This is a genomic window from Shimia sp. NS0008-38b (genome assembly GCF_040370365.1).
GTDB lineage: Bacteria > Pseudomonadota > Alphaproteobacteria > Rhodobacterales > Rhodobacteraceae > Shimia.
On the sequence record NZ_BAABWQ010000004.1, the window covers coordinates 17,764 to 39,670 of the forward strand.

Sequence of the window (21,907 nt, forward strand, 5' to 3'; positions counted from 1 at the left end):
GCGAATTTGCGGATCACATGGCCTTACTGATAAGCCAAAGCCACCCAAATATGCACACCAACCAACGGGACAAGCGCAGCGGACAGTCCGATGTGGCACACCATCCAAACTAGATAAATCCAATTCTGTCGATATCTCAACACGGTTCGATTCAATACACCGGTGAGCGCGATAAGAAAGAAGACAACGCTCACTCCTGTCATCCAAACGTGTCCAAACCGCACCGCATGAGCAGTAAAGGCCAGTGTGGTCACGACACCAACCCAACGATGTATGGTCAGACTTTGATGTGCATTATTGTTGTTTCTGGTTACGCGCTTGGCAAACAGAACCCATTGATAACTCAGCAAAACCAGTAACACGCATCCAGTCGCGATCTGCTGGCCAAATCCGGACAGGGACTGCTGAAGACCAAGTTTCAGTTCGAAAATCAAGAATAGAATGGCGAGCGTCACGCCACTCAGGACAAAGACCACATAAGGCGCGCGCTTAACTGTCGCGACTAGTATTCGCACGAGACATCTCCTTCGGCTTCCGACGCGGCCGCCCCTGCAGTGCTGCCAGCAACGCCCTCGGAAGCAGACGATCCACTGTCGAGCATTATGCGGATCAGCTCAGGAGCCGCCTTTGCGCGTACCGCAGCCATAAACACCTCGTTGTTGGGCAAGTGATATCTGGCGGCCTCCGGCCATTGCGTCCCCAGCATTGGCGTTTTGGAAAACTGGGCCGTTTTCGCAAGGAACGAAACATATGTCTTTGAAACTGCGGAGAACATCGCTTCAACCACACTCCAGAACTCTTCCGTGGACAGATATGTACTTGGATAGGTCCAAGTGGTGGCGCCCATCACATCATTAAGCACCCAATCTTTCTTTGGGCTATCGGGGTGCTCATTGTGACAGCGCACACAGGGTGTAACCGACGCAAGATCGGGATACATCGCCACATGCCCTGCGATCTCATCCTTGGCGAACACTGGAGCGCGTGTCAGCTTGACCTGCGTAAAGGCCTTCATCTGTCCTGCACCAAAGAGGTTAGATTGATTGACCGGTGCATCTGAGCCGAGGTACAGGCCAAGACGTGGTGGCATCGCTTCTAGATGCGCCGCTGTTTCGCGTAGAAACAACGCAGGCAGTGGTCCCTGCTCAACATCCGGCTCACGCCACTCCTCACCAAATTTTAGGCCAGCGGCCATACCTCCGCCGACGATGCGTTTGGTGTAGATGCCGCGCGCCGCTGCGTTGATGTGATTTACGGCCTCAAAGAGATCTTCCACCTCATGCTGACACGCGTACGTACTCACATCACCATCTGTCAGTTCGGGCGGCGAGGTCGCGAACAAATACAGCGCGATACAAGAGAAGGTTCCTATTAGAACGATATGAAATGACGTCATGGCTGCCTCGATTTGTACAATTTTTCAGAGCCATAGGGATCATTGCCCATCACCAGGTAGGAGCGAATAGCATTGATCGACAGCCCCTCAGAAACCACAAGAGGTGCTTGAAACGCGTGATTACCGTGAAAATCGTGGCAGGTCAGACAGCTCTCCCAGCGCCCATCGCGGATAAGGGTGTCGTGCTTGATGTCGATCGGATCATTTTTGACCACGATATCGGTATGGCAGTTGGAACACATCCCAATCTGAACATCCACAATCTGCGGACCATGTTCGGAATGACAGCCTAAACAACTCCGCGCATCAACCTTTCTAACAGCTTCTGAAAACCTAGGCTCATTGAAGCGATAGATCGGGTGGCGCTCATTTGGACGTGCATGGCACGCAAGACAGGCTGTGGATGTCACCGGTTGGTACCCAAAATCCACGGAGCTCTCGCGTAAGCCGATCAAGTGGTGTGTTTTTGCCTGGATTTGTTGACGTACCGTGCCTCTGCTTGGAACATGACATTGCACACAATCCACATCGGTATGGGCGTCGATCAAAGGCCCATATGCTAGCGCACGTTTGATGTCCGGAAACCAAAGGGTGAACCCTGCCAGCACAACACTTGGGATCGCCGCGATCAAGGCCAACATTCTGACCATACGGGCGGACGGCAAAGCCATTCGTCCCTCCAAAACAAAACACTCGTAACAACTTGGGTTAAGTTTTGTTCAATTGGGTTAATCAATGGTTAACTGCGCTTAAGTCACCGACAAGTAGCACCCAATGTCTCTTCAAATGGTAAGCGAAACGAGTGGGTTTCAAAGGGGACTGTTCGCGAGGCAACACTCTGACGCGAAAATCAAAACCATTTGTCGGGAAAGTGTACTGGCACGCGATTTCAGTGGCTCTTAAAAAAAGGCCCGCAGAAACTGCGGGCCTTTTTGGATCGAGTGGTTCCAGCGATTAGCGCTTGGAGAACTGGAACGAACGACGCGCTTTGCGCTTACCGTATTTCTTACGTTCCACAACGCGGCTATCACGTGTGAGAAAGCCAGCAGCTTTCAGTGCGCCGCGCAAGGAGGGTTCATAAAGCTGCAGAGCTTTAGAGATACCGTGCTTGACCGCACCAGCCTGACCAGTCAGGCCGCCGCCTTTAACAGTCGCATAAACGTCGAATTCACCTTCAACGCCAGCAACTTGCATTGGCTGACGCAGGATCAGCTGCAGAACAGGGCGAGCAAAATACACGTCCTGGTCTTTGCCGTTTACGATGACCTTACCGGAGCCCGGCTTGATCCAAACGCGTGCAACAGCGTCTTTACGTTTACCGGTCGCATAAGAGCGGCCAAGTTCATCACGTACCGGCTCACGAGGAGCGGCAACTTCTACGACAGCTTCTACACCAGCTACGGCGTCGAGCTCTTCAAGCGAGTTGATTTGATCAGACATCGATTAGCTCCGAGTGTTCTTGCTGTTCATGGACTTAACGTCCAGCACTTCAGGGGCCTGTGCTTCGTGCGGGTGCTCTGCACCAGCATAAACACGCAGGTTGGTCATGATCTGACGCGACAACCGGTTGCCAGGCAGCATACGCTGAACAGCTTTGGTCACAACACGCTCAGGGAACTGACCTTCTAGGATCTGACCTGCAGTGCGGGATTTGATGCCGCCTGGGTGGCCAGTGTGCCAGTAGTAGGTCTTGTCCGAACGTTTCTTACCGGTCAGTTGGATTTTGTCCGCGTTGATCACAATGACGTTGTCACCCGTGTCCATGTGCGGAGTAAAGGTGGCCTTGTGCTTGCCGCGCAGGCGCATGGCGACGATCGACGCGAGACGGCCCAGCACCACGCCTTCGGCGTCGATGATGATCCATTTCTTCTCGATGTCTGCCGGAGTAGCAGAGAAGGTTTTCATGTTTGGTCTTCCAGATTGGTTGACAGATGGGCCGGAATCCCGGCACGCCGGTCTGTCCAGTAATTCGATGGCCGGGTTATAAAGCAGTCACGCGCGGCGTCAAGCGCATCAAATCCAAATTAAAACAACAAAAACAATTACTTACAAAATAGGTATCAAAATACCCCATTCACTTACCCCCTATCTGGGTACCGCAAACGCAAATCCCACAGCAAACCAGAACTTAACACAGACGGGCCTGGCGCAGACGCAACGCCGGCCGCCCTGAGACCCTGCGACACCCAGCTGTTGCATGTCTTAAAAACATGATACTTTCCCACCCCACTGTAAAAAGCACCGTTCCAATACAGCCCCGGACCAAGTTGCTGCGTCGAATGCGTGCTGTTTTCCACAAAGAACATCAAAGCCTGCATGGCTTCTGTGCTCAGCGGCAAAGCCATCCAGTCTGAGCCCTCAAAAGCCACCCAAGGAAGTCCTTCTCCTGCTGCAACATGCTTCGACGCTTGGCACTCAATTGTCGGACCCCAAGATCGGATTGGCCAACAAGGTCGAAACCTTTTCCAATGCGGCCTGAAGGTCAGCAACAGGCAACTCCGGCGCCAATGCGATACGAACAGCATTTGGCGCATGCCCGTCAGGCAAAGCGTATTCATCCGCTGATTTGATACGAATACCTTCTGCGTCACAGGCACGCACAAAGGTAGATCCTCGCCAACCTTGCGGAAGCTTGAGCCAAATGAAAGGCGTATCCGCACGCCATCGGATGTCCCACGAACCTAAAATATTGACTGCAACCCGCACCCGCTCCTCAATAACGTTTACCACACGCCTCCGAATGTCCTCTGCCGGACCATTGAGAATAAATTCGGCACAAATGTCCAACATCGGTTGCGGAACACCATAGAAATTCGATTGAGCCACGTGCCGTGCCAACTGAGCACGCCCTTCGGGCGGAACAAGATACCCAAACCGAAGCGCTGATGAAACGGCTTTCGTCAAAGATCCGAGGTACCAGGCACGATCAGGGCACAAAACCCGGTATGACGGCACATCTGAGCATGCAATGGCGTAACAATCATCCTCAACAATCTGCACGTTGTATTTACGGGCGAGCTCTGCAATTTCCTGTCTCCGCGCAAGTGGCGTATGGGTCGTTGTGGGGCTATGTGCCTGCGCAGATGTCACAAGAACCTGCCCCCCATGCCGCCGGAGAGCATCTTCCAATCGATCTGGCCGCAGACCATGTTCATCCATCGCCACACCAATCACCTCTGCACGCAGAAGTCGGCACGCATGCCGGACACCGGGAAATGTTATATCCTCGGTCAAGACCGCAGGCGCTGGACCATGCAAACAGCATTGTAGCGAAATTACCGACGCACTCTGCGCCCCAAGCGTAAGCACCACATCGTCGGCAGAAACCCTGCCAGCTATGTCTGGACCAATCCATTTCACAATCGCCTGCCGGGCAACATGATCTGATTTTGCATCCGGACACAAAAGATAGGGCGCGCCATGGGAAGCAACCTGTACCATTGCGGCACGGATAGCTGCGTCTTGGCCAACATCTGGCACCCGAACAGCACGCAAATCGATATCTTCGTTTTGTGTTTCTGTGACCAAGGGCTCCGGCCCCCAAACGGGATCCATACGTCCGTCAGCTACAAACGTTCCGCGGCCCACAGTGGTATTCAACAGACCTTCTTCAACACCAATTTTATAGGCCCGCGCCACAGTCCCCGGGGTGATACCAAGTTCCCAAGCCAGTTCACGAACCGGCGGCAATTTGTCTCCGATAGACAATTGGCCGCTGCGAATTGCGCCCCGGAGAGATTGTACCAATACTAAATACTTATGATCGGTACAATCTTTGAAATCAGGGGGCCAAATTGTATCAGTCACAATATTATCCTCGCCATTGTACCACCATCAAGCTAGGTAAGTCTTGTAACAAACCTGAGGATTGTATCAATACAATAATGGAGACGACCATGACATTGACCACAGCTCATCTCGAAAGCCTATCAAGCCACGCAACAACTTCGCAGCTCCCGATTGCTGCACGCGTTGCCCTGTCTTTTGCAGCCGCGGTCACAACATGGGATCAGCGACAACGAACCCGCAGGGCGCTCTCCAATCTGGACAGCGCACAGTTGAACGATATCGGACTAACGCTCGACGAGGCCCGCGCTGAAGTAAGTAAAAAGATGTGGCAGATCTGATCCCCGTCAGACGCCCCTTCCACTGGGTCGGGATTTTCCCGACCCTTTTTTTAGTTCTGACGAGGCGGGATCGCGTAGGTCATATTGGCGCGTGCAACGGGTGCATCTTGGCCTTCCGAATAGATCAGCACGCTGCTCACAGATAGGCTACGACCCAGTTTGAGCAAAGTCGTTCTGGCAACGAGATCACGGCCAGCCAAAGGTTTGCGCATAAAATCGATGGAGCAATTGGTGGTGACTGTCAGAGCCTCTTTGCCGATACACGCCATGGTCGCTACATAGGCTGAGACGTCCGCCAATGCGAACATCGACGGCCCCGATACGGTGCCGCCGGGCCGCAAGTGGCGATCCGCAATTTTCATCCGCATAACGGTATTTACCCCGTCTATATGCTCCACGACAAAATCATCTTTCACCTGAGGAAAGACGTCCTGAAGCCATTTGATCATCTCTTCTTTGCTCATAACGGCTTGCATACTTTCCCTCCCTGCCCCGTCCAGTTATCGTTGCGGGAATACCTTGGGAGGGCAAGATGACAATTTTGGAACGTCGCGACACAAACGCGGTTGCATATCTGACAATGAATGCACCTGAGCGGCTAAACGCGCTGTCGGACGAAATGCTTGCCGCACTCCAGACAGAGCTTGGAGAACTAGCAGAAGACCACAGCATTCGCGCAATAGTCCTGTCTGGTGCAGGCAAAGCATTCTGTGCAGGCCATGACCTGAAACAGATGACTGCAGGGCGACAGGCCGAAGACTCGGGCAAAGCTTACTTCAAAGATCTGTTCTCTCGCTGCGCCACAATGATGCAAACCATCCAACGCCTGCCTCAGCCGGTGATCGCACAAGTTCACGGCATCGCCACGGCCGCAGGATGCCAATTGGTGGCAACCTGTGACATGGCCATCGCTGCAGAGGGCACGCGATTTGGTGTCAACGGTGTCAACATTGGGCTCTTTTGCTCCACGCCCATGGTGGCGCTCAGCCGAAACATCCCACGCAAGCATGCGATGGAAATGCTCACCACTGGACAGTTCATCTCCGCGGAAAAGGCAGAGCAGCTTGGGCTGCTCAACCGCGTCGTCCCAGAGGCGCGCTTGGCCGCAACCACAACTGAGCTCGCAGAAACGATCGCAGCAAAGCTGGGTGTTGCAGTCAAAATTGGCAAACAGGCATTTTATGAACAGCTTCAAATGCCTTTGGTTCAGGCCTACGAGTATACGGGCGATGTGATGGTCGAAAACATGCTCTGGCGCGAAACCGAAGCGGGCATCGCGGCCTTCCTGAACAAAGAAACGCCAAACTGGGATCAATAGTCCCCGCTTAAGCTCTTCCAAATTGGCGCGCCCTCCCCTATGTCCGCCTGCATGACACAGACATTGCATATCATTGGCGGCGGCATGGCCGGATCCGAAGCAGCTTGGCAAGCGGCAAATATGGGCGTTCAGGTGGTGATTCACGAAATGCGCCCCAAGGTAGAAACCTTTGCGCATCGCACCGGGCATCTTGCGGAAATGGTGTGCTCAAATTCCTTCCGATCAGATGACGACGAACAAAACGCTGTAGGATTGTTGCACTGGGAAATGCGTGCCGCCAACGGCTTGATTATGGCCACTGCGGACAAACACCGCCTGCCGGCTGGCGGAGCTTTGGCAGTGGACCGAGATCCCTTTGCAGCGTCGGTTACCGAAGCACTCAAGGCGCACCAAAACATCTCTGTGGACTACGGTGAGATCAGCGAGTTGCCAAACGAAGGCCACTGGATCATCGCCACTGGCCCTCTGACCTCAACAGCTTTAGGGGCGGCCATTCAAGAAGAAACCGGTGCAGATCGCCTAGCATTTTTTGATGCTATCGCACCCATTATTTATGCTGACAGTATCGATATGGACATAGCGTGGCTGCAGTCGCGCTATGACAAAGGCGACACCGAGGAAGAGCGCAAGGCCTACCTCAATTGCCCGATGACCAAAGACGAGTACGAAGCCTTCATTGATGCGCTCTTGGCGGCGGATAAAACCGAGTTCCACGAAGGTGAAACAGCTGGGTACTTTGACGGATGTTTGCCGATTGAGGTTATGGCGGAGCGCGGCCGTGAAACCCTGCGCTTTGGGCCAATGAAACCCGTTGGCCTAACGAACGCCCACAAGCCCGACGACAAACCCTATGCGGTGGTTCAGTTGCGCCGCGACAATGCCTTGGGAACGCTGCTAAATATTGTCGGGTTCCAGACCAAGATGAAGTACGGCGCTCAGACTGATGTGTTGAAAATGATCCCCGGCCTTGAAAACGCATCTTTCGCGCGCTTAGGCGGTATCCACCGCAACACATTCATCAACTCACCTACGTTGCTGGACAACCAAATGCGCCTAAAATCGAAACCCAATATCCGCTTTGCTGGGCAGGTCACTGGGGTTGAAGGATACGTTGAAAGCGCAGCGATGGGATTGCTGGCAGGGCGCTTGGCTGCTGCGGAAATCCTCGGAACGCACTTGACTACCGCCCCTCTCAATACAGCCATGGGCGCATTGGTGCATCACATCACTGGCGGCGCTGAAGCTAAGACCTTTCAACCGATGAACGTGAACTTCGGCCTTTTCCAGCCAGTTGATGGCCTCAAAGGCGGGCGCCGAGGGCGCAAAGATCGCTACAAAGCCTATACGGACCGCGCAAAAGCGGAATGGCAGTCCTGGCTGGCGCTACAGGCCTGACTCGACCTTGCGCACGTCCCTTAGTAACATGCATTCTATGAGCGGCCCAAGTGGCCAGCCCTTGCATTTAAATTCATCGTAAGCCCTTGAAACCTTGACCTTTACCACCAGATTTGCGCCTTCTCCTACCGGCCCGTTGCATCTGGGGCATGCCTATTCGGCCATCATTGCGCACGACATGGCGCGCGCAGCCGGCGGGCGTTTCTTGCTGAGGATAGACGATCTTGACCAATCTCGCGCCCGCCCAGCATGGGAAGAGCAAATCTACGAAGATCTACACTGGCTCGGTCTAAACTGGGATGCGCCAGTGCGTCGTCAATCCGAACACTTCGCTGACTACGCGCAAACATTGCAGAAGCTGCGGCAAATCGGGCTAACGTTCGAATGCAACTGCACGCGTCGTGATATCGAAGCCGCTGCAAATGCGCCTCAAGAAGGTGTTCCGACGTTTGGGCCTGATGGGCGCATCTATCCAGGCACCTGTCGGGCGCTAAATCATCATAGAGATGCGGCAACCTGCACTCGCCTTAACATGGGGAAAGCCATCGAAATCGCGGATCGTTTCACATTCCTAGAGAACGGCTCCCAGAACACAGGCCCTCAGACGCCGTCAAAATATCATATGCTGGAACAAATCGGCGACGTCGTTTTGGCGCGGCGTAACATGGCAGCCTCATACCATCTGTCTGTGGTGCTTGACGATGCCGCCACCAATATCACACATGTTGTGCGCGGCGCCGACCTGTTTGAAGCCACACCCATCCATGTGCTGCTGCAGACGTTGCTTGGTCTACCAACCCCAATCTATCACCACCACAATCTAATCCGCGATGACAACGGCAAACGCTTGGCAAAAAGGGACGATGCCCGGGCGGTGGCCGCATTGAGGAGTGAGGGCAAAACACCTCAAGACATTCGCGCCCTCGTTGGCCTTTAGTCTTCCATTGGTTTCATCAATTCAACATTTTCACCATCCCGTACAGCCGTGTAAAAGCACGTGCGACGGTTGGTGTGACACGCTGCACCGGTCTGATTGACCAACACCAAGATGCAATCTTGATCACAGTCATACCGGAAATCGACCAGTTCTTGGACATGGCCGGAGGTTTCGCCTTTGATCCAAAATGACATTCGCGACCGGCTCCAATAGGTAACCCGTTTGGTCTCCAAGGTTTTTGAGACGGCCTCAGCATTCATCCAAGCCATCATCAAAACATCGCCCGTTTCGTTGTCCTGAGCAATCGCTGGTATCAAACCAGCCTCATTGTAGCGCAACGAACTTGCATCAAATTCCATACCTTCGTCCTCTTTGCATCTCGCTTTTTCATCTCTATCTAGGAAACAGACAGCAAAGGAAACCAAGATGTCCGGCGAAACCGACCTGATCAAGCTCTACTCTGGCCAGATCCTGCAATTGGCAGCCGCGATCCCACACACGGAGCGTCTGGACACACCAGATGCAACAGTCAAAAAGCGCTCCCCACTTTGCGGAAGCACCGTGACCGTCGATGTTGTGGTGCGTGACGGCGCGATCTCGGGGTTTGGACAAGACGTCAAGGCCTGCGCTTTGGGTCAGGCTGCGGCCTCTATGGTTGGGGCCAATGTGTTAGGTCGTACTCAAGACGAAATCGTTGCAGCGCGCGACGCGCTCAAAGCGATGTTGAAAGCAGATGGACCGACGCCGAGTGCGCCCTTTGACGGATTGGAAGTGCTGCGCCCCGCGTGTGACTACAAAAATCGACATGCGTCTATCCTGTTGTCGCTTGAGGCCTTGGCCGAGGCATTTGACCAAATCAAACAGTCCGACTGCGCCTAAGTCACCTCAGCTTAACCAAATGGCATGTGCGCAGAACGGATAAGATCTTTGCGCATCAAGGCGTGGTTTGGCACCTATATATCTCTGAATAAAAAAAGACCGCCGCGCTTCGCAAAGGAAGGCGGCGGCAAAAGCCAGTGGTTTCACGAGGGACCCGGATTGTTCAGCTAAGGGGGAGGCAGACCCCCAAGAGGACTATAAACAGGCAGTGTCAGTCAGGACGCATCAAATGGGGACAGATGCGCGAACAAACCGGCGTGAAAACGCGGGCAGAAACTTATGTCCAATTCATCACAAATATGCTCTCAAATCACATCAGGCGCTCAAACAAACCCGGGCACATGCAGGGCCATAACCAGCATCACCACCAAAGCAATCCCACCAAAGGCATCCTGCAACAGTGTGTCGCCTGAATTGCGCACGACCAATTTGATTTGCTGCACCATGGTATGTCTCCTGCTCTCAGTTGTGTTGCTACTTTGTTCTCACACCACGCGAGTCGAGTAAAGAACTTTTTGAGAACATTTGAGAACATTTCGTGACTTTTCTTTCTAACCGACTGAAATCAAACGGATCGCCTGATCCTGTTCCATCAGCCACAGTAGAACACGCGCCGCTTTGCCACGCGCGCTTTGCAAAGTGGGATCGTCATGCAGCAACTTACGCGCATCACTTTGCGCCACCGCCATAAGAGACGCCTGAGTTTCCACATCGGCCACTCTGAACCTTGGGAGACCCGACTGCGCGGTACCAATCAGATCACCTGCCCCGCGCATCTGCAAATCGGTTTCCGCGATCACAAAGCCGTCTTCGCTCTCACGCAGCACTTTTAGCCGTTTCTCACCACTTTCGTTTAGTGGCGCCTGATACATCAACAGACATGTCGACGCTTCGGTGCCGCGCCCTACCCGACCTCGAAGTTGGTGCAGCTGCGCCAAACCGAACACTTCGGCGCGCTCAATCACCATAATCGTGGCGTTTGGTACATTCACTCCAACTTCGATCACTGTGGTTGCCACCAACACCTGCGTTTGCCCCGCTTGAAACGCTGCCATTGCTGCATCTTTTTCGTCCGGCGGCATCTGCCCATGCACCAGCCCCACAACACCTTCACCCAACTCCGCACGCAGCGCTTTGAACCGAGCATCGGCGGCTGTGTAATCGACACGCTCGCTTTCTTCGACCAACGGACAAACCCAATAGGCCTGCTTGCCTTCTGCCACCGCTTTTCGCAAATGGCCAACGACTTCGGCCATGCGCGCAGTTGACACAAGCGCCGTGGTGATCGGTTGTCGTCCGGGGGGCTTTTCGTCCAGTATGGACACATCCATGTCGCCATACTGCGCCAATGCTAGGCTGCGCGGAATCGGTGTGGCTGTCATCACCAAAACGTCTGCGCCCTCGCCTTTCTTACCTAGTTCCAGACGCTGCCGGACACCAAAGCGATGTTGCTCATCAATTATGGCCAATCGCAAATCTGCAAAGTTTACATCGTCTTGAAACACTGCATGGGTGCCGACAAGGATGTGAATCTCGCCGCGCGCCAAAGCTTCGAGTTTCGCGCGTCTGACTTTGCCTTTGTCACGCCCTGAAAGTATCTCCAAAACCACACCGGCACTCTCAGCAAGTGGCTGCAATCCTTCGAGATGCTGACGCGCCAGAATCTCAGTGGGTGCCATCATCACACCTTGTCCGCCGGCCTCGACAGCGCCCAACAAAGCCATAATGGCCACCAGCGTCTTACCTGATCCCACATCCCCTTGTAGAAGCCGGTTCATACGGGTCGGCAACACCATGTCCCCTGCTATTGCCGCGATCGCCTTCTCCTGAGCATTTGTGGGCGCAAAGGGCAGCGCATCGCGCACCTTTGCTTGCAAGACCCCCGTGTGTTCAGAAACGATGCCTTTGGCTCTCTGCAACTGACTGCGTGCCAAAGCCAATGTGATCTGATGTGCAAGAAACTCATCATATGCCAGCCGTTCGCGCGCGGGGCTATTGGGCGACACCTCCGGGACGCTTTGAGGAAAATGCACCATCTCCATAGCTTCACGCCAAGCTGGCCATTTCGCCTGCTGCATCTGAGAGCGATCGATCCATTCCGCCAGATCTGGCGTGCGCTCCAAAACAGACCGCACAGCCTTGACCATGGTTTTCTGCGTGACGCCATGGGTCAGCGGATAAACAGGTTCAACTTCAGGAATTTCATCGGCCTCATCCGGGGCAACGACATATTCTGGGTGCACCATCTGCGCGACGCCATCAAAGAGTTCAGCCTTGCCCGACACCACACGCCGAGATCCTTCAGGCAATATCTTCTTGAGATAGTCGCCGCGTGCATGAAAAAACACGACCTGAAAACTGGTGCTCGTATCTTGCACCGATATCCGATACGCGCCGCCACGATTTCGCGGCGGCCGATGTGTGCCAACGAGCACTTGCACTGTAACAACGCCGGGCAACTCAGCCTCGGACACAGAGAGCCTCACAGCGCGATCAATGCAAGAATAAGGCAGCAAAAACAGTAAGTCACGCGGCTTTCTTACATCAATTTGCTCAAGATTTTGTGCCGTCTTAGGCCCGACACCTTCAAGTTTTTTGATGTCCGCAAACAGCGGAAATAGTATCTCTGGCCGTCCACTCATAGTCCGTCAATCAACGCCAACCAACCATCTTCATCGACGGTTTCAATGCCCATCTCCGCCGCCTTGGTTGCCTTGCTTCCTGCACCCGGGCCAGCAATCAAAAGGTCGGTTTTCTTAGACACAGAACCGGCAACCTTTGCCCCTAATGACTCCGCCCGGGCCTTTGCCTCAGCTCTGGTCATTTTCTCCAATGACCCAGTGAACACCACTGTTTTACCGGCCACGGGACTTTCTTGGCGAGGCGGCGCGGGCCTTTCGATGTCTAGCTCTTGAACCAACCGGTCAATGGCGGCACGCTCTTCGGGATTGGCAAAAGCGTCAGTCAATGACAGGCCGACCGCAGCCCCTATTCCGTCAATTCCGATCAGTTCCGCCCAAACGCTTTTCGCAGCGATACCAACGTCACATTTCGCCATTGCCGCGTCCCGGCTTTCCTTCACGCGCGCGCGCCGTCCTTCTTTCTGCGCAAGGAGACGTTCACGCTCCTCAGCCAAATCTGCAGCCCGCCATGCCAATGCAGCGGGCCGCGCCGTTTCCGCAGCTGTTGCCAGCGCTTCCCAACTCATGAAATGTAACGCCAAGTCTTTAGCAGCGCTTTCTCCTATGTGTCGTATACCCAAACTGAACAACGCCCGCGCAAACCCAATCTTGCGTTTTTCGTCAATCGCAGCAAAGAGGTTGGACGCACTTTGATCGCCCCAGCCCTTTCGGTTCTTTAGCTTATTGAGGTTTTGCCTATCACGTGTCTGCAACGTGAAAATATCCGCAGGTTCCCGGATCGCCAAATCAGGATCGTCATAGAACATTTCGATTTGTTTGGCGCCCAACCCCTCAATATCGAAAGCTTTTCGAGCCACAAAGTGCTTTAGTTTTTCTGTCGCCTGCGCGGCACATATCATCCCACCTGTACAGTATCGAACAGCATCACCTTCTTCGCGCACAGCAGGTGATCCACAGATTGGGCAAGTCTCTGAAAACACATAGCGCTGCGCCGCATCGGACCGTTTGGACAGATCAACATCCGCAACCTTTGGTATCACGTCCCCGGCACGGTAAACTTGTACCCAGTCCCCTTCACGAATGTCTTTACCTTCCCGAATAACGCCCCCTTTGCTGTCACGCCCGGCAATGTAATCCTCGTTGTGCAAAGTGGCGTTGGACACAACCACGCCCCCCACAGTAACCGGAGCAAGTCGCGCCACGGGGCTCAAAGCACCCGTTCGTCCGACCTGAATGTCAATCGCCTCAAGCTTGGTCCAGGCAAGCTCTGCTGGGAATTTATGGGCAATAGCCCAGCGTGGAGTGGTGGATCTGAACCCAAGACGTCCCTGCAGAGCCAGATCGTTAACCTTATAGACCACCCCATCAATGTCATACCCGAGCGTCGCGCGTTGTGCTTCGATCCTCCGATAGTGGGTGATCATGGCCTCTGGGGTATCGCATATCTGGGTCAAGTCGTTGATTGTAAAACCAAAGCCGCCAAGCCGAGAGATTGCCTCCATCTGCGTGCTGCCCAAAGGTTCAGACAATTCTCCCCATGCGTAGGCAAAGAACTGCAGAGGGCGTTCTTTGGTGACCCGCACATCAAGTTGTCGCAGACTCCCCGCAGCAGCGTTGCGGGGATTTGCGAAAACCGTTTTCACTTTTTTGCCGGCGGCCTCTAGCGCCTTGTTCTCTTCCAAAATGCGCGCATTAAGCACCTCAAAGTCAGCATGGCTCATATAAACTTCGCCGCGGACTTCCAGCACCGCAGGAGCCATCGGAATTCTCTGTGGTATGTCTGAAATCGTCCGGGCGTTTGCGGTGACGTCTTCCCCCGTCTCGCCATCCCCGCGCGTCGCAGCGGAGACCATCTCGCCCTTTTCGTAACGAATAGAAAGACTAAGCCCATCTATTTTTGGTTCGGCTGTATAAGATACCGCTCCCCTTGGCTGCCCCAAATACTTACAAATTCGGTCGTCAAAGGCCAAAACATCATCGTCTTCAAAGGCATTGCCAAGGCTAAGCATTGCAACGCGATGGGTGATTTTACCAAATCCGTCCGCAGGGGCAGACCCAACCATCTCGCTTGGACTATCGTCCCGCTTTTGTTTTGGAAAACGTGCCTCGATCTCTGCATTCCGTCGCTTAAGACGGTCAAACTCTGCATCCGAAAGCGTCGGCGTATCGGCCCCGTGGTAGTCACGGTTTGCCTGACCTAGCAACGCGGAAAGGCGCGCAAGTTCCTCGCGCGCCTGATCCAAATTCATGTCGATGACTGCGATCTCTTTCGCCACTGCCGTCTCCCTATCTCACCCTCCCAAGTGATAGGGGTGACAAGGCGCAACGTCCAGAGCTTCGCCGCGCCAATTCAGGCGCGCATTGCCACCGCGTCGTCTGTCGCCGCCGTTGGCTCTGGGTCACGCAGGACATAGCCACGCCCCCAAACAGTTTCGATGTAGTTGTCGCCACTTGTCGCTTCGCTTAACTTTTTGCGCAGCTTACAAATGAAGACGTCAATGATCTTCAGTTCCGGTTCATCCATGCCGCCATAAAGATGATTCAGAAACATTTCTTTGGTCAGAGTGGTGCCTTTACGCAGGCTAAGAAGCTCCAGCATCTGGTATTCTTTGCCAGTCAAATGCACAGGCTTGCCTTCAACCTCAACGGTTTTGGCGTCCAAGTTGACCGAAATCTGACCCGTTTTGATAACCGACTGAGAATGACCTTTGGAACGGCGGATGATCGCATGGATCCGTGCCACCAATTCTTCCCGGTGAAACGGCTTTGTCAGGTAATCGTCCGCACCGTAGCCAAAGCCTTTCAGCTTGCTTTCGGTGTCATCCGCACCCGATAGAATCAGAATAGGCGTTTCGATACGAGAAGTACGCAGCTGGCGCAGCACTTCATGGCCGGTCATGTCGGGCAGACCAAGATCCAACAAGATCAAATCGTAATCATAAAGCTTCGCCAAATCGATGCCTTCTTCGCCAAGATCGGTGGCATAGACATTCAAATTGGCGTGGGTCAGCATCATCTCGATGCTTTTTGATGTTGTCGGATCGTCTTCGACCAGCAGCACTCTCATAACGGCTTCCTTAAATCTGGGAGGTTTCAGCTGTTAACCTTAACGATTAAAGGTTAACGAGCAGTTACCGATTTAGGAAGGTTAACACAGATTGCTAGCTATGCCGGAACTTTTGTACAGCTGTTGCTTTGAGCGCCTCCTGACCATGGGTTGACACGGCGGTCACCCACTCGTTGAATTCATCCTCACTTAAGCCATACATTTCAAGGGCTTCCCTCTTGGTGATTAACCCATACGCCACGCCACGGACCACCGCTGCCTTGCGCGATGCCACCCAACGTTTGGTGCTGGCCGACGGGAGATCCGCACGCGTCATCACCTGTCCGTCTGACAGGGTAACACATCGTGGGCCTTCAACTTTTTTCAAAAACATGCAGCTCGTCCTCATGAATGAAGAAAATTCTCGTGCATGTGGCTTAACGAGGCCCTAAAGCGCCCCTTGAGAGTATGTAAGATTTTCCTATATTCTCGAGGACTTCTGATTTGGAGAGACACACAATGGCGCTTGACAGCGACTCGCCACTCAATTCGCTTGGCTTTGCCAAGCCACCGTCCGAGACCCGCGTGGTTGTCGCCATGTCCGGCGGCGTGGACAGTTCTGTTGTCGCTGCGAAGCTGGCAGACGAAGGCTACGACGTGGTTGGTGTCACGCTGCAGCTCTATGACCACGGTGCGGCTTTGGCGAAGAAGGGCGCATGCTGTGCAGGTATTGATATTCACGATGCACGCCGGGTGGCCGAAGAAAAGGGCTTTCCTCACTATGTCCTTGATTATGAAAATATTTTCCAAGATGCCGTGATCGACGAGTTTGCCGACAGCTATCTTGCTGGTGCCACACCTGTGCCCTGCATCCGGTGCAATGAGCGTGTGAAATTCAAAGACCTTTTGGAGACCGCCAAGGATCTAGATGCCGATTGCATGGCAACTGGTCACTACATCCAGCGCATGGTTGGTGACAAGGGTCCGGAGCTACACTCCGCTGCGGATGCCCGCCGTGATCAGAGCTACTTTCTGTTCTCAACGACCCCCGAACAACTCGACTATCTGCGATTCCCTCTAGGCCACCTCCCCAACAAAGACGCCACCCGCGCGCTGGCAGCAGAATACGGTTTGGCGGTTGCAGACAAACCCGACAGTCAGGACATTTGTTTTGTCCCCAACGGCGACTATGCCAGCGTGATTGAAAAATTGCGGCCCGGCGCCGCTGATTCTGGCGAAATTGTCGATCATGAGGGAAAAGTCCGTGGTGTACACAACGGGGTGATTCACTACACCATCGGCCAGCGCCGCGGGCTTGGCATCGGGGGGCTATCAGAGCCGCTGTATGTGGTTAGGCTCGACGTCGACAAAAAACAGGTCATCATTGGCCCAAAAGAGATGCTCGCCACCCGTAAGATTCCTGTGCGCGAGATCAATTGGCTAGGCGATGAGCCGTTTGACTCACGCACTGAGTGGCATGTTGCTGTCAAAGTTCGGTCCACGCGTCCACCACGCGAGGCCATCATCCGCCCAACCGGGCCACACACAGCGGATGTCGAGTTGCTCACTCCCGAAGAAGGCGTTTCGCCGGGGCAAGCTTGTGTGTTTTACGATACAGAAAGCTCACGCATCTTTGGCGGCGGCTGGATTTGGCGCGGATACTAAACCGCATCCGTGCTCGTATTGAACACAACGTAGAGACCGATTGCGATCATGACATAAGGCGCAAGCCACTCCAATCGCCCCAACCGATCAACCCGGTTGGGGGCAAACTCAGCAAGCAGCGCGCCGCTAAGAGCGAGCATCAATGTTGATACCGCTGCTCCAATCAAAACCGGCATAAAAAACACCTGTCGTGTATCGGCAAGTAGAGGTGTGAAAACGGCAAAGGTGTCAAAGGACACACTCAGAAACAACACCAGCACCGCTATAAAATGGGTCTGGCCAAGCGGTTTTTCCTCTACACTGGCTGTGGATGGACTGCGCCGCAAGAGCGCGACCACACCAAGTGCAATGGGAATGACTCCAAGGTATCCAATCTTCATCGGCAGTTCCGTCTCTAGTCCCTCAGAGACATAGTAGGCCGCGGCAAACACAATAACTTGCGCCACAATGTAACTCGTCACAGTGCGCAGGCGACCAATTGTCAAAATCAACCCAACCATAATGACCAAATTATCCAGATTGGTGGCCACATGAGCCAAGGCCGCCGAAACGACAAGTCCAGCGACCTCAATCACTTGGGTAGCCCGTCAAGCACAGCCCGCGCCGCACGTAGACCAGGAGCCTCTGCGCCACGCCCCAGCCTTTGCATGGTCAAAGTCATCGCCTCTTGCTGCGCTTTGGGCGCTTTCAGCGCACGAAGGACCGCAGGCGCGATGCGCTCCGGTTGAAACGCTGGGCCAAGAAACTCTTCGACGACCCGTGTTTCTGAAACCAAATTGACCAACGTCACCGTATCGATCAGTGCCATCCGGCTCATGATCTGCCATGTGATCCAATTCATATCATATGCGATGACCATTGGGGTGTTGTTTGCTGCCAGCTCAAGCGACACGGTTCCTGACGCGGCCAAGGCCACATTCGCGGAAGCAAAGGCCGCTCGTTTCTGTGCCAAAGCGTGATCCGCCGTACCCACTGTTGGATCTAGCACTGTGACTGGATGCGACCAAGACGCCACAGCCTCTTTCACCAAATCGACCACGGCCTCTGCGGCAGGGACCAGAACTTCCACATCAGGCTGCTGCTGCTTAACCTTGGCGACCACCTCTCCAAAAGCAGGTGCCAACCGTCCGACTTCGCCACGTCGCGACCCGGGCAAAACCAACATGACAGGCGCGTCTCCAAGCCCCAAATCTCTGCGAAATCTGGCGGTGTCTTCGGCACTTGCCACAGGTTCTGAAACCACTGGATGCCCAACAAAATCTGAGCGTAACCCAACGGCCTCCATATAAGGTGGCTCAAAAGGCAAGAGCGCCAAAACATGGTCCACCGACTTGGCCATTTTTACCGCACGCTTGGGCCTCCATGCCCAGACGGACGGCGCCACATAGTGCACGCAGTGAATGCCACTTTTGGCCTTAACTGCGCGCGCAACGCGCAGGCAAAAATCTGGACTGTCAATTGTAATCAAAACATCCGGCCGCCAGTCGACAACCGCATCTGCCGTCTGATGCATACGGCGCACCAAATGCCGATACTTGGGGAGCACTTCGGCAATGCCAAAGACGCTCAACTCATCCATAGGAAACAGGCTCTCTAGCCCCTGCGCCGCCATCAGAGGACCACCGACACCTGCAAACGCGACGTCCGGCACCAATTGGCGCAACCCCGCCATCAGGGCCCCACCAAGCCGGTCGCCCGACATCTCGCCTGCGACCAGATACACTTTCATCAGATCGTGCGCCCCAGCAAAAACAACCCAGTGTCCTCTAATGCTGCCAAGGTTTGGCTACGCTCGACAATCACCACACGACCGGCCGCAACGACTATGCCTTCAACGCCCGCTTTCGCAGCAGACAACACTGTGTCCGGTCCAACAGCAGGCATATCTACGCGCAGATCTTGCCCACGCTTTGGGGCCTTTAAAAACACGCCCTTTGCACGGCGCAACTTGTCAGGTGTCTGTGACACGAACCCCAACAAGGCATCGGTGCCTTGCAGAGTTTCTATTCCCAAACACAATCCCGCAGCCACAACGGCCCCTTGCCCGACATCAACCGGAGCAAGTGCCAGCAAAATATCGGCGGCACGGCTGGCATCACTCAGAGCCTCTTCACTCGGTGTCGGGCCAGCAATCAATCCCTCTTCAGCGCAAAGCTCAGGCATAATTTCGTGCGCGCCAACAACCTCAAATCCCTGCTCTTCAAAGATCGCTATGATGAGACGCAAAACCGCATCATCACCGCCCTTAAGCGCAGGCAACAATCGTGGGGCGATCGCCATCATTCCTGCGTCAAATTCTGTCGGGTCCAGCGCCGGGCGCCCCAAACCACCTGCCATAACTACTTGAGTGACACCTTCAGCCTTTAGTGCAGCAAACAGCGCGCCTATTTTTTCGAACCGATGCGTGGCCACCACCCCGGGCATCGAGTGTGCGACACCTTCAAACACAACGGGATAGGCCTCAGGCGCTGCTGCATGTAGCGCCACAGGCAGACCGCCTCCGCCGCACAAGATTGCCAATCTGCTCATATTCAAATCACCGTGGTGTCAAAAAAGACCGCTCTGTGTCTCCCAAAACGAAGGAGACAATTTCTTGTACATACTGGCTGTCTGTTTCATCGCCCAACCGTTTGGCCCGCTCTTGAAACGCGCCCTCCCCTTGCGCCAGCATCTGAAAGGCCGCGCGCAAAGCGGTGATGTCGGAGCGGGCGACGCCACGCCGTTTCAGCCCCACCAGATTGAGCCCGTCTAGCTCCCCACGCGGCCCTTGAACCAATCCGTATGGAATGACGTCGTTGGTCACCATGCTGACCGCCCCGATAATAGCACCACGTCCAATACGCACCCATTGGTGAATACCGCACAAACCACCGATGATCACATCGTCTTCAATCACACAATGACCAGCCACAGCCGCCGAATTCACAACAATGACCCGGTCACCGATCAATGCGTCATGCGCGATATGACACCCTGCCATAAACAAATTGTCGTTGCCGATCCGCGTCACCCCGCCGCCACCTTGGGTCCCCGTGTTCATCGTCACATGCTCACGAATGCGGTTGCGCTCGCCAATGACCAAACGCGTTTCTTCTCCAGTAAATTTAAGATCCTGTGGAACCTCTCCAATGACCGAGAAGCTGAAAACTTCGGTCTGCGCACCAATCTCGGTGTTGCCGGAAACGACAACATGGCTCTTCAGAACCACGTCTTCGCGCAACACGACACCAGCGCCCACCACGCAAAAAGGACCAACGATACAACCGTTTGAGACCGTTGCGCCATCTTCAATCACAGCGGATGAATGCACCCGTGCATTTGGAGAGATTGCCATATGACTTACTCCTTCGGCAGATCCATCATCGCTGTGAACTCGACTTCACATGCCGTCTCGCCGTCAACTGTCGCCAATCCGGAGAATTTCCAGACTTTGCCACCGGGTTTGCCACGTGTGGTGGTCACTTTCATTTCCAGAACATCCCCGGGCACCACCATGCGACGAAACTTGCATTTGTCGATGCCCATAAAATAGACCAGAAGATCTTTGTCAGCCATCTCCAATGCAACGCCAACCATCACCGCCGAAGTTTGCGCCATCGCTTCAACGATAGTCACTCCGGGCATGATTGGTTTATTGGGGAAATGACCCTGAAAATGCGGCTCATTCATCGTGACATTTTTGATGCCTTTTGCCGACGCATAGCCATCAATCTCAACGACTTTATCAACAAGCAAAAACGGGTACCGATGCGGGATAATCCGTTGGATCAGTTCAATGTCTGCACTTTTGAGGTCATCTGACATGTCGGGCTCCTGCTGCATCAATTCTACTGCAACTAGCCCTAACAATCCCCGCAGCTATGGGCAAGCACGTGCCAGAAGAATGACCACGGGAAGCGCAGAACGTTCAGTCCTCTGCGGCATCCGCTTGGGGCCGAATGCCATCACCCAATCGCAGGTTCAAACGTTGTATCGCGATCTCTGTAATATCTACCGAAGGATCTGAAAGCAGGATCTCTCGTCGGTCCAAGATCACACTCGCTCCGGCCTCACGCATAAGCTCCGTCAACACCGGACTCGCAGCACGAATGAAGGCATCCTCTTCTTGCTGCCGCTGCTGAATGATATTCGCAGATTTTTGATCTTGCTCTGTGCGAATTTTTACCACGCGGGCATCAAACGCATCCGCGACAGCTCGAAACGCTTTCGCGTCCATCGTTGCTCGTCGTGCAGTTAATACGCGTTCTTCTTCAGTCAACTCTGCTTGGATACGCCGGTTTTCCGCCATGAGAACTGACTCTTCCGCCGCAAGCTCTTGAGAGACACGTTGGCCGAAACGCGACTGGGCAAACAATGCCTCACTGTCCACAGTCAGAACAGCGGCTGCCGACAACACATTGCCAGAAATCGCATCAAATTGCGGCGGCACCGTTTGAGCATGCGGGCTTGTAGCGAACAATGCGCCCACCCCAAATACCAAACATGTTAGTGCACGCCGCATG

The 21,907-nt window shown here is 54.2% G+C and carries 26 protein-coding genes; 6 read left to right on the top strand and 20 right to left on the bottom strand.

All coding sequences use genetic code 11. The features are described 5' to 3' along the window. Positions 1-23: 23 nt before the first annotated feature. From ABWV47_RS16810 to ABWV47_RS16840, 7 genes are all read right to left on the bottom strand, one after another. Positions 24-515 (bottom strand): hypothetical protein, encoded by a 492-nt coding sequence (locus ABWV47_RS16810; protein WP_353313966.1) that lies wholly within the window; start codon positions 513-515, stop codon positions 24-26. Continuing rightward, positions 503-1,396: a DUF3365 domain-containing protein gene (locus tag ABWV47_RS16815; RefSeq protein ID WP_353313968.1), complete on the bottom strand. Its 894-nt coding sequence runs from the start codon at positions 1,394-1,396 to the stop codon at positions 503-505. The genes ABWV47_RS16810 and ABWV47_RS16815 overlap by 13 nt, the downstream gene beginning before the upstream one ends. Further along, positions 1,393-2,067, bottom strand: coding sequence for a cytochrome c3 family protein (locus ABWV47_RS16820; RefSeq protein WP_353313969.1), 675 nt, complete (start codon positions 2,065-2,067; stop codon positions 1,393-1,395). Before ABWV47_RS16820 ends, ABWV47_RS16815 begins: the two co-directional genes overlap by 4 nt. 283 nt (positions 2,068-2,350) lie before the next feature. Next, positions 2,351-2,836, bottom strand: coding sequence for a 30S ribosomal protein S9 (gene rpsI / locus ABWV47_RS16825; RefSeq protein ID WP_353313970.1), 486 nt, complete (start codon positions 2,834-2,836; stop codon positions 2,351-2,353). 3 nt (positions 2,837-2,839) lie between these two features. After that, on the bottom strand, positions 2,840-3,301 hold the full coding sequence (gene rplM, locus ABWV47_RS16830; protein WP_353313972.1) for a 50S ribosomal protein L13: 462 nt from the start codon (positions 3,299-3,301) through the stop codon (positions 2,840-2,842). Positions 3,302-3,474: 173 nt separating this feature from the next. Further along, positions 3,475-3,930 carry a DUF2459 domain-containing protein gene (locus ABWV47_RS16835; protein ID WP_353313974.1) on the bottom strand — a complete coding sequence of 152 codons (456 nt, stop codon included), beginning with the start codon at positions 3,928-3,930 and terminating at the stop codon, positions 3,475-3,477. Next, positions 3,812-5,203 carry an aminotransferase-like domain-containing protein gene (locus ABWV47_RS16840; protein WP_353313976.1) on the bottom strand — a complete coding sequence of 464 codons (1,392 nt, stop codon included), beginning with the start codon at positions 5,201-5,203 and terminating at the stop codon, positions 3,812-3,814. Before ABWV47_RS16840 ends, ABWV47_RS16835 begins: the two co-directional genes overlap by 119 nt. A gap of 89 nt (positions 5,204-5,292) precedes the next feature. Between ABWV47_RS16840 and ABWV47_RS16845 the strand changes: the two genes are divergently transcribed. Continuing rightward, the gene (locus ABWV47_RS16845; protein ID WP_353313978.1) at positions 5,293-5,523 is read left to right on the top strand and encodes a DUF1127 domain-containing protein; all 231 of its coding nucleotides are present in this window, start codon (positions 5,293-5,295) and stop codon (positions 5,521-5,523) included. 50 nt (positions 5,524-5,573) lie between these two features. On the opposite strand, the gene ABWV47_RS16850 is transcribed toward ABWV47_RS16845, so the two are convergent. Then, positions 5,574-5,999, bottom strand: a complete 426-nt coding sequence (locus ABWV47_RS16850; protein ID WP_353313980.1) for a PaaI family thioesterase — start codon at positions 5,997-5,999, stop codon at positions 5,574-5,576. A gap of 56 nt (positions 6,000-6,055) precedes the next feature. On the opposite strand from ABWV47_RS16850, the gene ABWV47_RS16855 reads away from it, so the two are divergent. The 3 genes from ABWV47_RS16855 to gluQRS all read left to right on the top strand — a co-directional run bounded on the left by ABWV47_RS16855 (position 6,056) and on the right by gluQRS (position 9,173). Next, positions 6,056-6,841, top strand: a complete 786-nt coding sequence (locus ABWV47_RS16855) for an enoyl-CoA hydratase (protein ID WP_353313982.1) — start codon at positions 6,056-6,058, stop codon at positions 6,839-6,841. A gap of 51 nt (positions 6,842-6,892) precedes the next feature. Further along, positions 6,893-8,236: a methylenetetrahydrofolate--tRNA-(uracil(54)-C(5))-methyltransferase (FADH(2)-oxidizing) TrmFO gene (gene trmFO / locus ABWV47_RS16860; RefSeq protein ID WP_353313984.1), complete on the top strand. Its 1,344-nt coding sequence runs from the start codon at positions 6,893-6,895 to the stop codon at positions 8,234-8,236. Between the two features lie 94 nt (positions 8,237-8,330). Further along, entirely contained in the window at positions 8,331-9,173 is an 843-nt protein-coding gene (gene gluQRS / locus ABWV47_RS16865) for a tRNA glutamyl-Q(34) synthetase GluQRS (RefSeq protein WP_353313986.1), read from the top strand. Here gluQRS and hisI read toward each other — a convergent pair. After that, positions 9,170-9,532: a phosphoribosyl-AMP cyclohydrolase gene (gene hisI / locus ABWV47_RS16870; RefSeq protein ID WP_353313988.1), complete on the bottom strand. Its 363-nt coding sequence runs from the start codon at positions 9,530-9,532 to the stop codon at positions 9,170-9,172. The two genes, gluQRS and hisI, sit on opposite strands and share 4 nt — an antisense overlap. A 67-nt stretch (positions 9,533-9,599) precedes the next feature. On the opposite strand from hisI, the gene ABWV47_RS16875 reads away from it, so the two are divergent. Further along, positions 9,600-10,052 carry an iron-sulfur cluster assembly scaffold protein gene (locus ABWV47_RS16875; RefSeq protein WP_353313990.1) on the top strand — a complete coding sequence of 151 codons (453 nt, stop codon included), beginning with the start codon at positions 9,600-9,602 and terminating at the stop codon, positions 10,050-10,052. A gap of 323 nt (positions 10,053-10,375) precedes the next feature. Here ABWV47_RS16875 and ABWV47_RS16880 read toward each other — a convergent pair whose 3' ends face one another. The 5 genes from ABWV47_RS16880 to sciP form a co-directional block, all read right to left on the bottom strand. Beyond that, the gene (locus ABWV47_RS16880; protein WP_353313992.1) at positions 10,376-10,498 is read right to left on the bottom strand and encodes a hypothetical protein; all 123 of its coding nucleotides are present in this window, start codon (positions 10,496-10,498) and stop codon (positions 10,376-10,378) included. A 105-nt stretch (positions 10,499-10,603) separates the two neighbouring features. Continuing rightward, positions 10,604-12,694: an ATP-dependent DNA helicase RecG gene (recG, locus tag ABWV47_RS16885; RefSeq protein ID WP_353313993.1), complete on the bottom strand. Its 2,091-nt coding sequence runs from the start codon at positions 12,692-12,694 to the stop codon at positions 10,604-10,606. Further along, the gene (ligA, locus tag ABWV47_RS16890; protein ID WP_353315211.1) at positions 12,691-14,943 is read right to left on the bottom strand and encodes an NAD-dependent DNA ligase LigA; all 2,253 of its coding nucleotides are present in this window, start codon (positions 14,941-14,943) and stop codon (positions 12,691-12,693) included. Before ligA ends, recG begins: the two co-directional genes overlap by 4 nt. A gap of 101 nt (positions 14,944-15,044) precedes the next feature. Next, complete coding sequence (gene ctrA / locus ABWV47_RS16895) at positions 15,045-15,761, bottom strand: response regulator transcription factor CtrA (protein ID WP_353313995.1); 717 nt, start codon at positions 15,759-15,761, stop codon at positions 15,045-15,047. 94 nt (positions 15,762-15,855) lie between these two features. Further along, positions 15,856-16,134 carry a CtrA inhibitor SciP gene (sciP, locus tag ABWV47_RS16900; protein ID WP_353313997.1) on the bottom strand — a complete coding sequence of 93 codons (279 nt, stop codon included), beginning with the start codon at positions 16,132-16,134 and terminating at the stop codon, positions 15,856-15,858. A 125-nt stretch (positions 16,135-16,259) separates the two neighbouring features. Between sciP and mnmA the strand changes: the two genes are divergently transcribed. Continuing rightward, positions 16,260-17,405: a tRNA 2-thiouridine(34) synthase MnmA gene (mnmA, locus tag ABWV47_RS16905; RefSeq protein ID WP_353313999.1), complete on the top strand. Its 1,146-nt coding sequence runs from the start codon at positions 16,260-16,262 to the stop codon at positions 17,403-17,405. Here mnmA and ABWV47_RS16910 read toward each other — a convergent pair. The 6 genes from ABWV47_RS16910 to ABWV47_RS16935 form a co-directional block, all read right to left on the bottom strand. Next, positions 17,402-17,980 (bottom strand): cadmium resistance transporter, encoded by a 579-nt coding sequence (locus ABWV47_RS16910; protein ID WP_353314001.1) that lies wholly within the window; start codon positions 17,978-17,980, stop codon positions 17,402-17,404. The genes mnmA and ABWV47_RS16910 overlap by 4 nt on opposite strands. Continuing rightward, positions 17,977-19,134 carry a lipid-A-disaccharide synthase gene (gene lpxB / locus ABWV47_RS16915; protein WP_353314003.1) on the bottom strand — a complete coding sequence of 386 codons (1,158 nt, stop codon included), beginning with the start codon at positions 19,132-19,134 and terminating at the stop codon, positions 17,977-17,979. Before lpxB ends, ABWV47_RS16910 begins: the two co-directional genes overlap by 4 nt. Further along, on the bottom strand, positions 19,134-19,934 hold the full coding sequence (locus tag ABWV47_RS16920) for an LpxI family protein (RefSeq protein ID WP_353314005.1): 801 nt from the start codon (positions 19,932-19,934) through the stop codon (positions 19,134-19,136). Before ABWV47_RS16920 ends, lpxB begins: the two co-directional genes overlap by 1 nt. A gap of 7 nt (positions 19,935-19,941) precedes the next feature. Then, complete coding sequence (gene lpxA / locus ABWV47_RS16925) at positions 19,942-20,739, bottom strand: acyl-ACP--UDP-N-acetylglucosamine O-acyltransferase (RefSeq protein WP_353314007.1); 798 nt, start codon at positions 20,737-20,739, stop codon at positions 19,942-19,944. A gap of 5 nt (positions 20,740-20,744) precedes the next feature. Further along, positions 20,745-21,209, bottom strand: a complete 465-nt coding sequence (gene fabZ / locus ABWV47_RS16930; RefSeq protein WP_353314009.1) for a 3-hydroxyacyl-ACP dehydratase FabZ — start codon at positions 21,207-21,209, stop codon at positions 20,745-20,747. Positions 21,210-21,312: 103 nt separating this feature from the next. Further along, entirely contained in the window at positions 21,313-21,906 is a 594-nt protein-coding gene (locus ABWV47_RS16935) for an OmpH/Skp family outer membrane protein (protein WP_353314013.1), read from the bottom strand. Position 21,907: the final 1 nt, after the last annotated feature.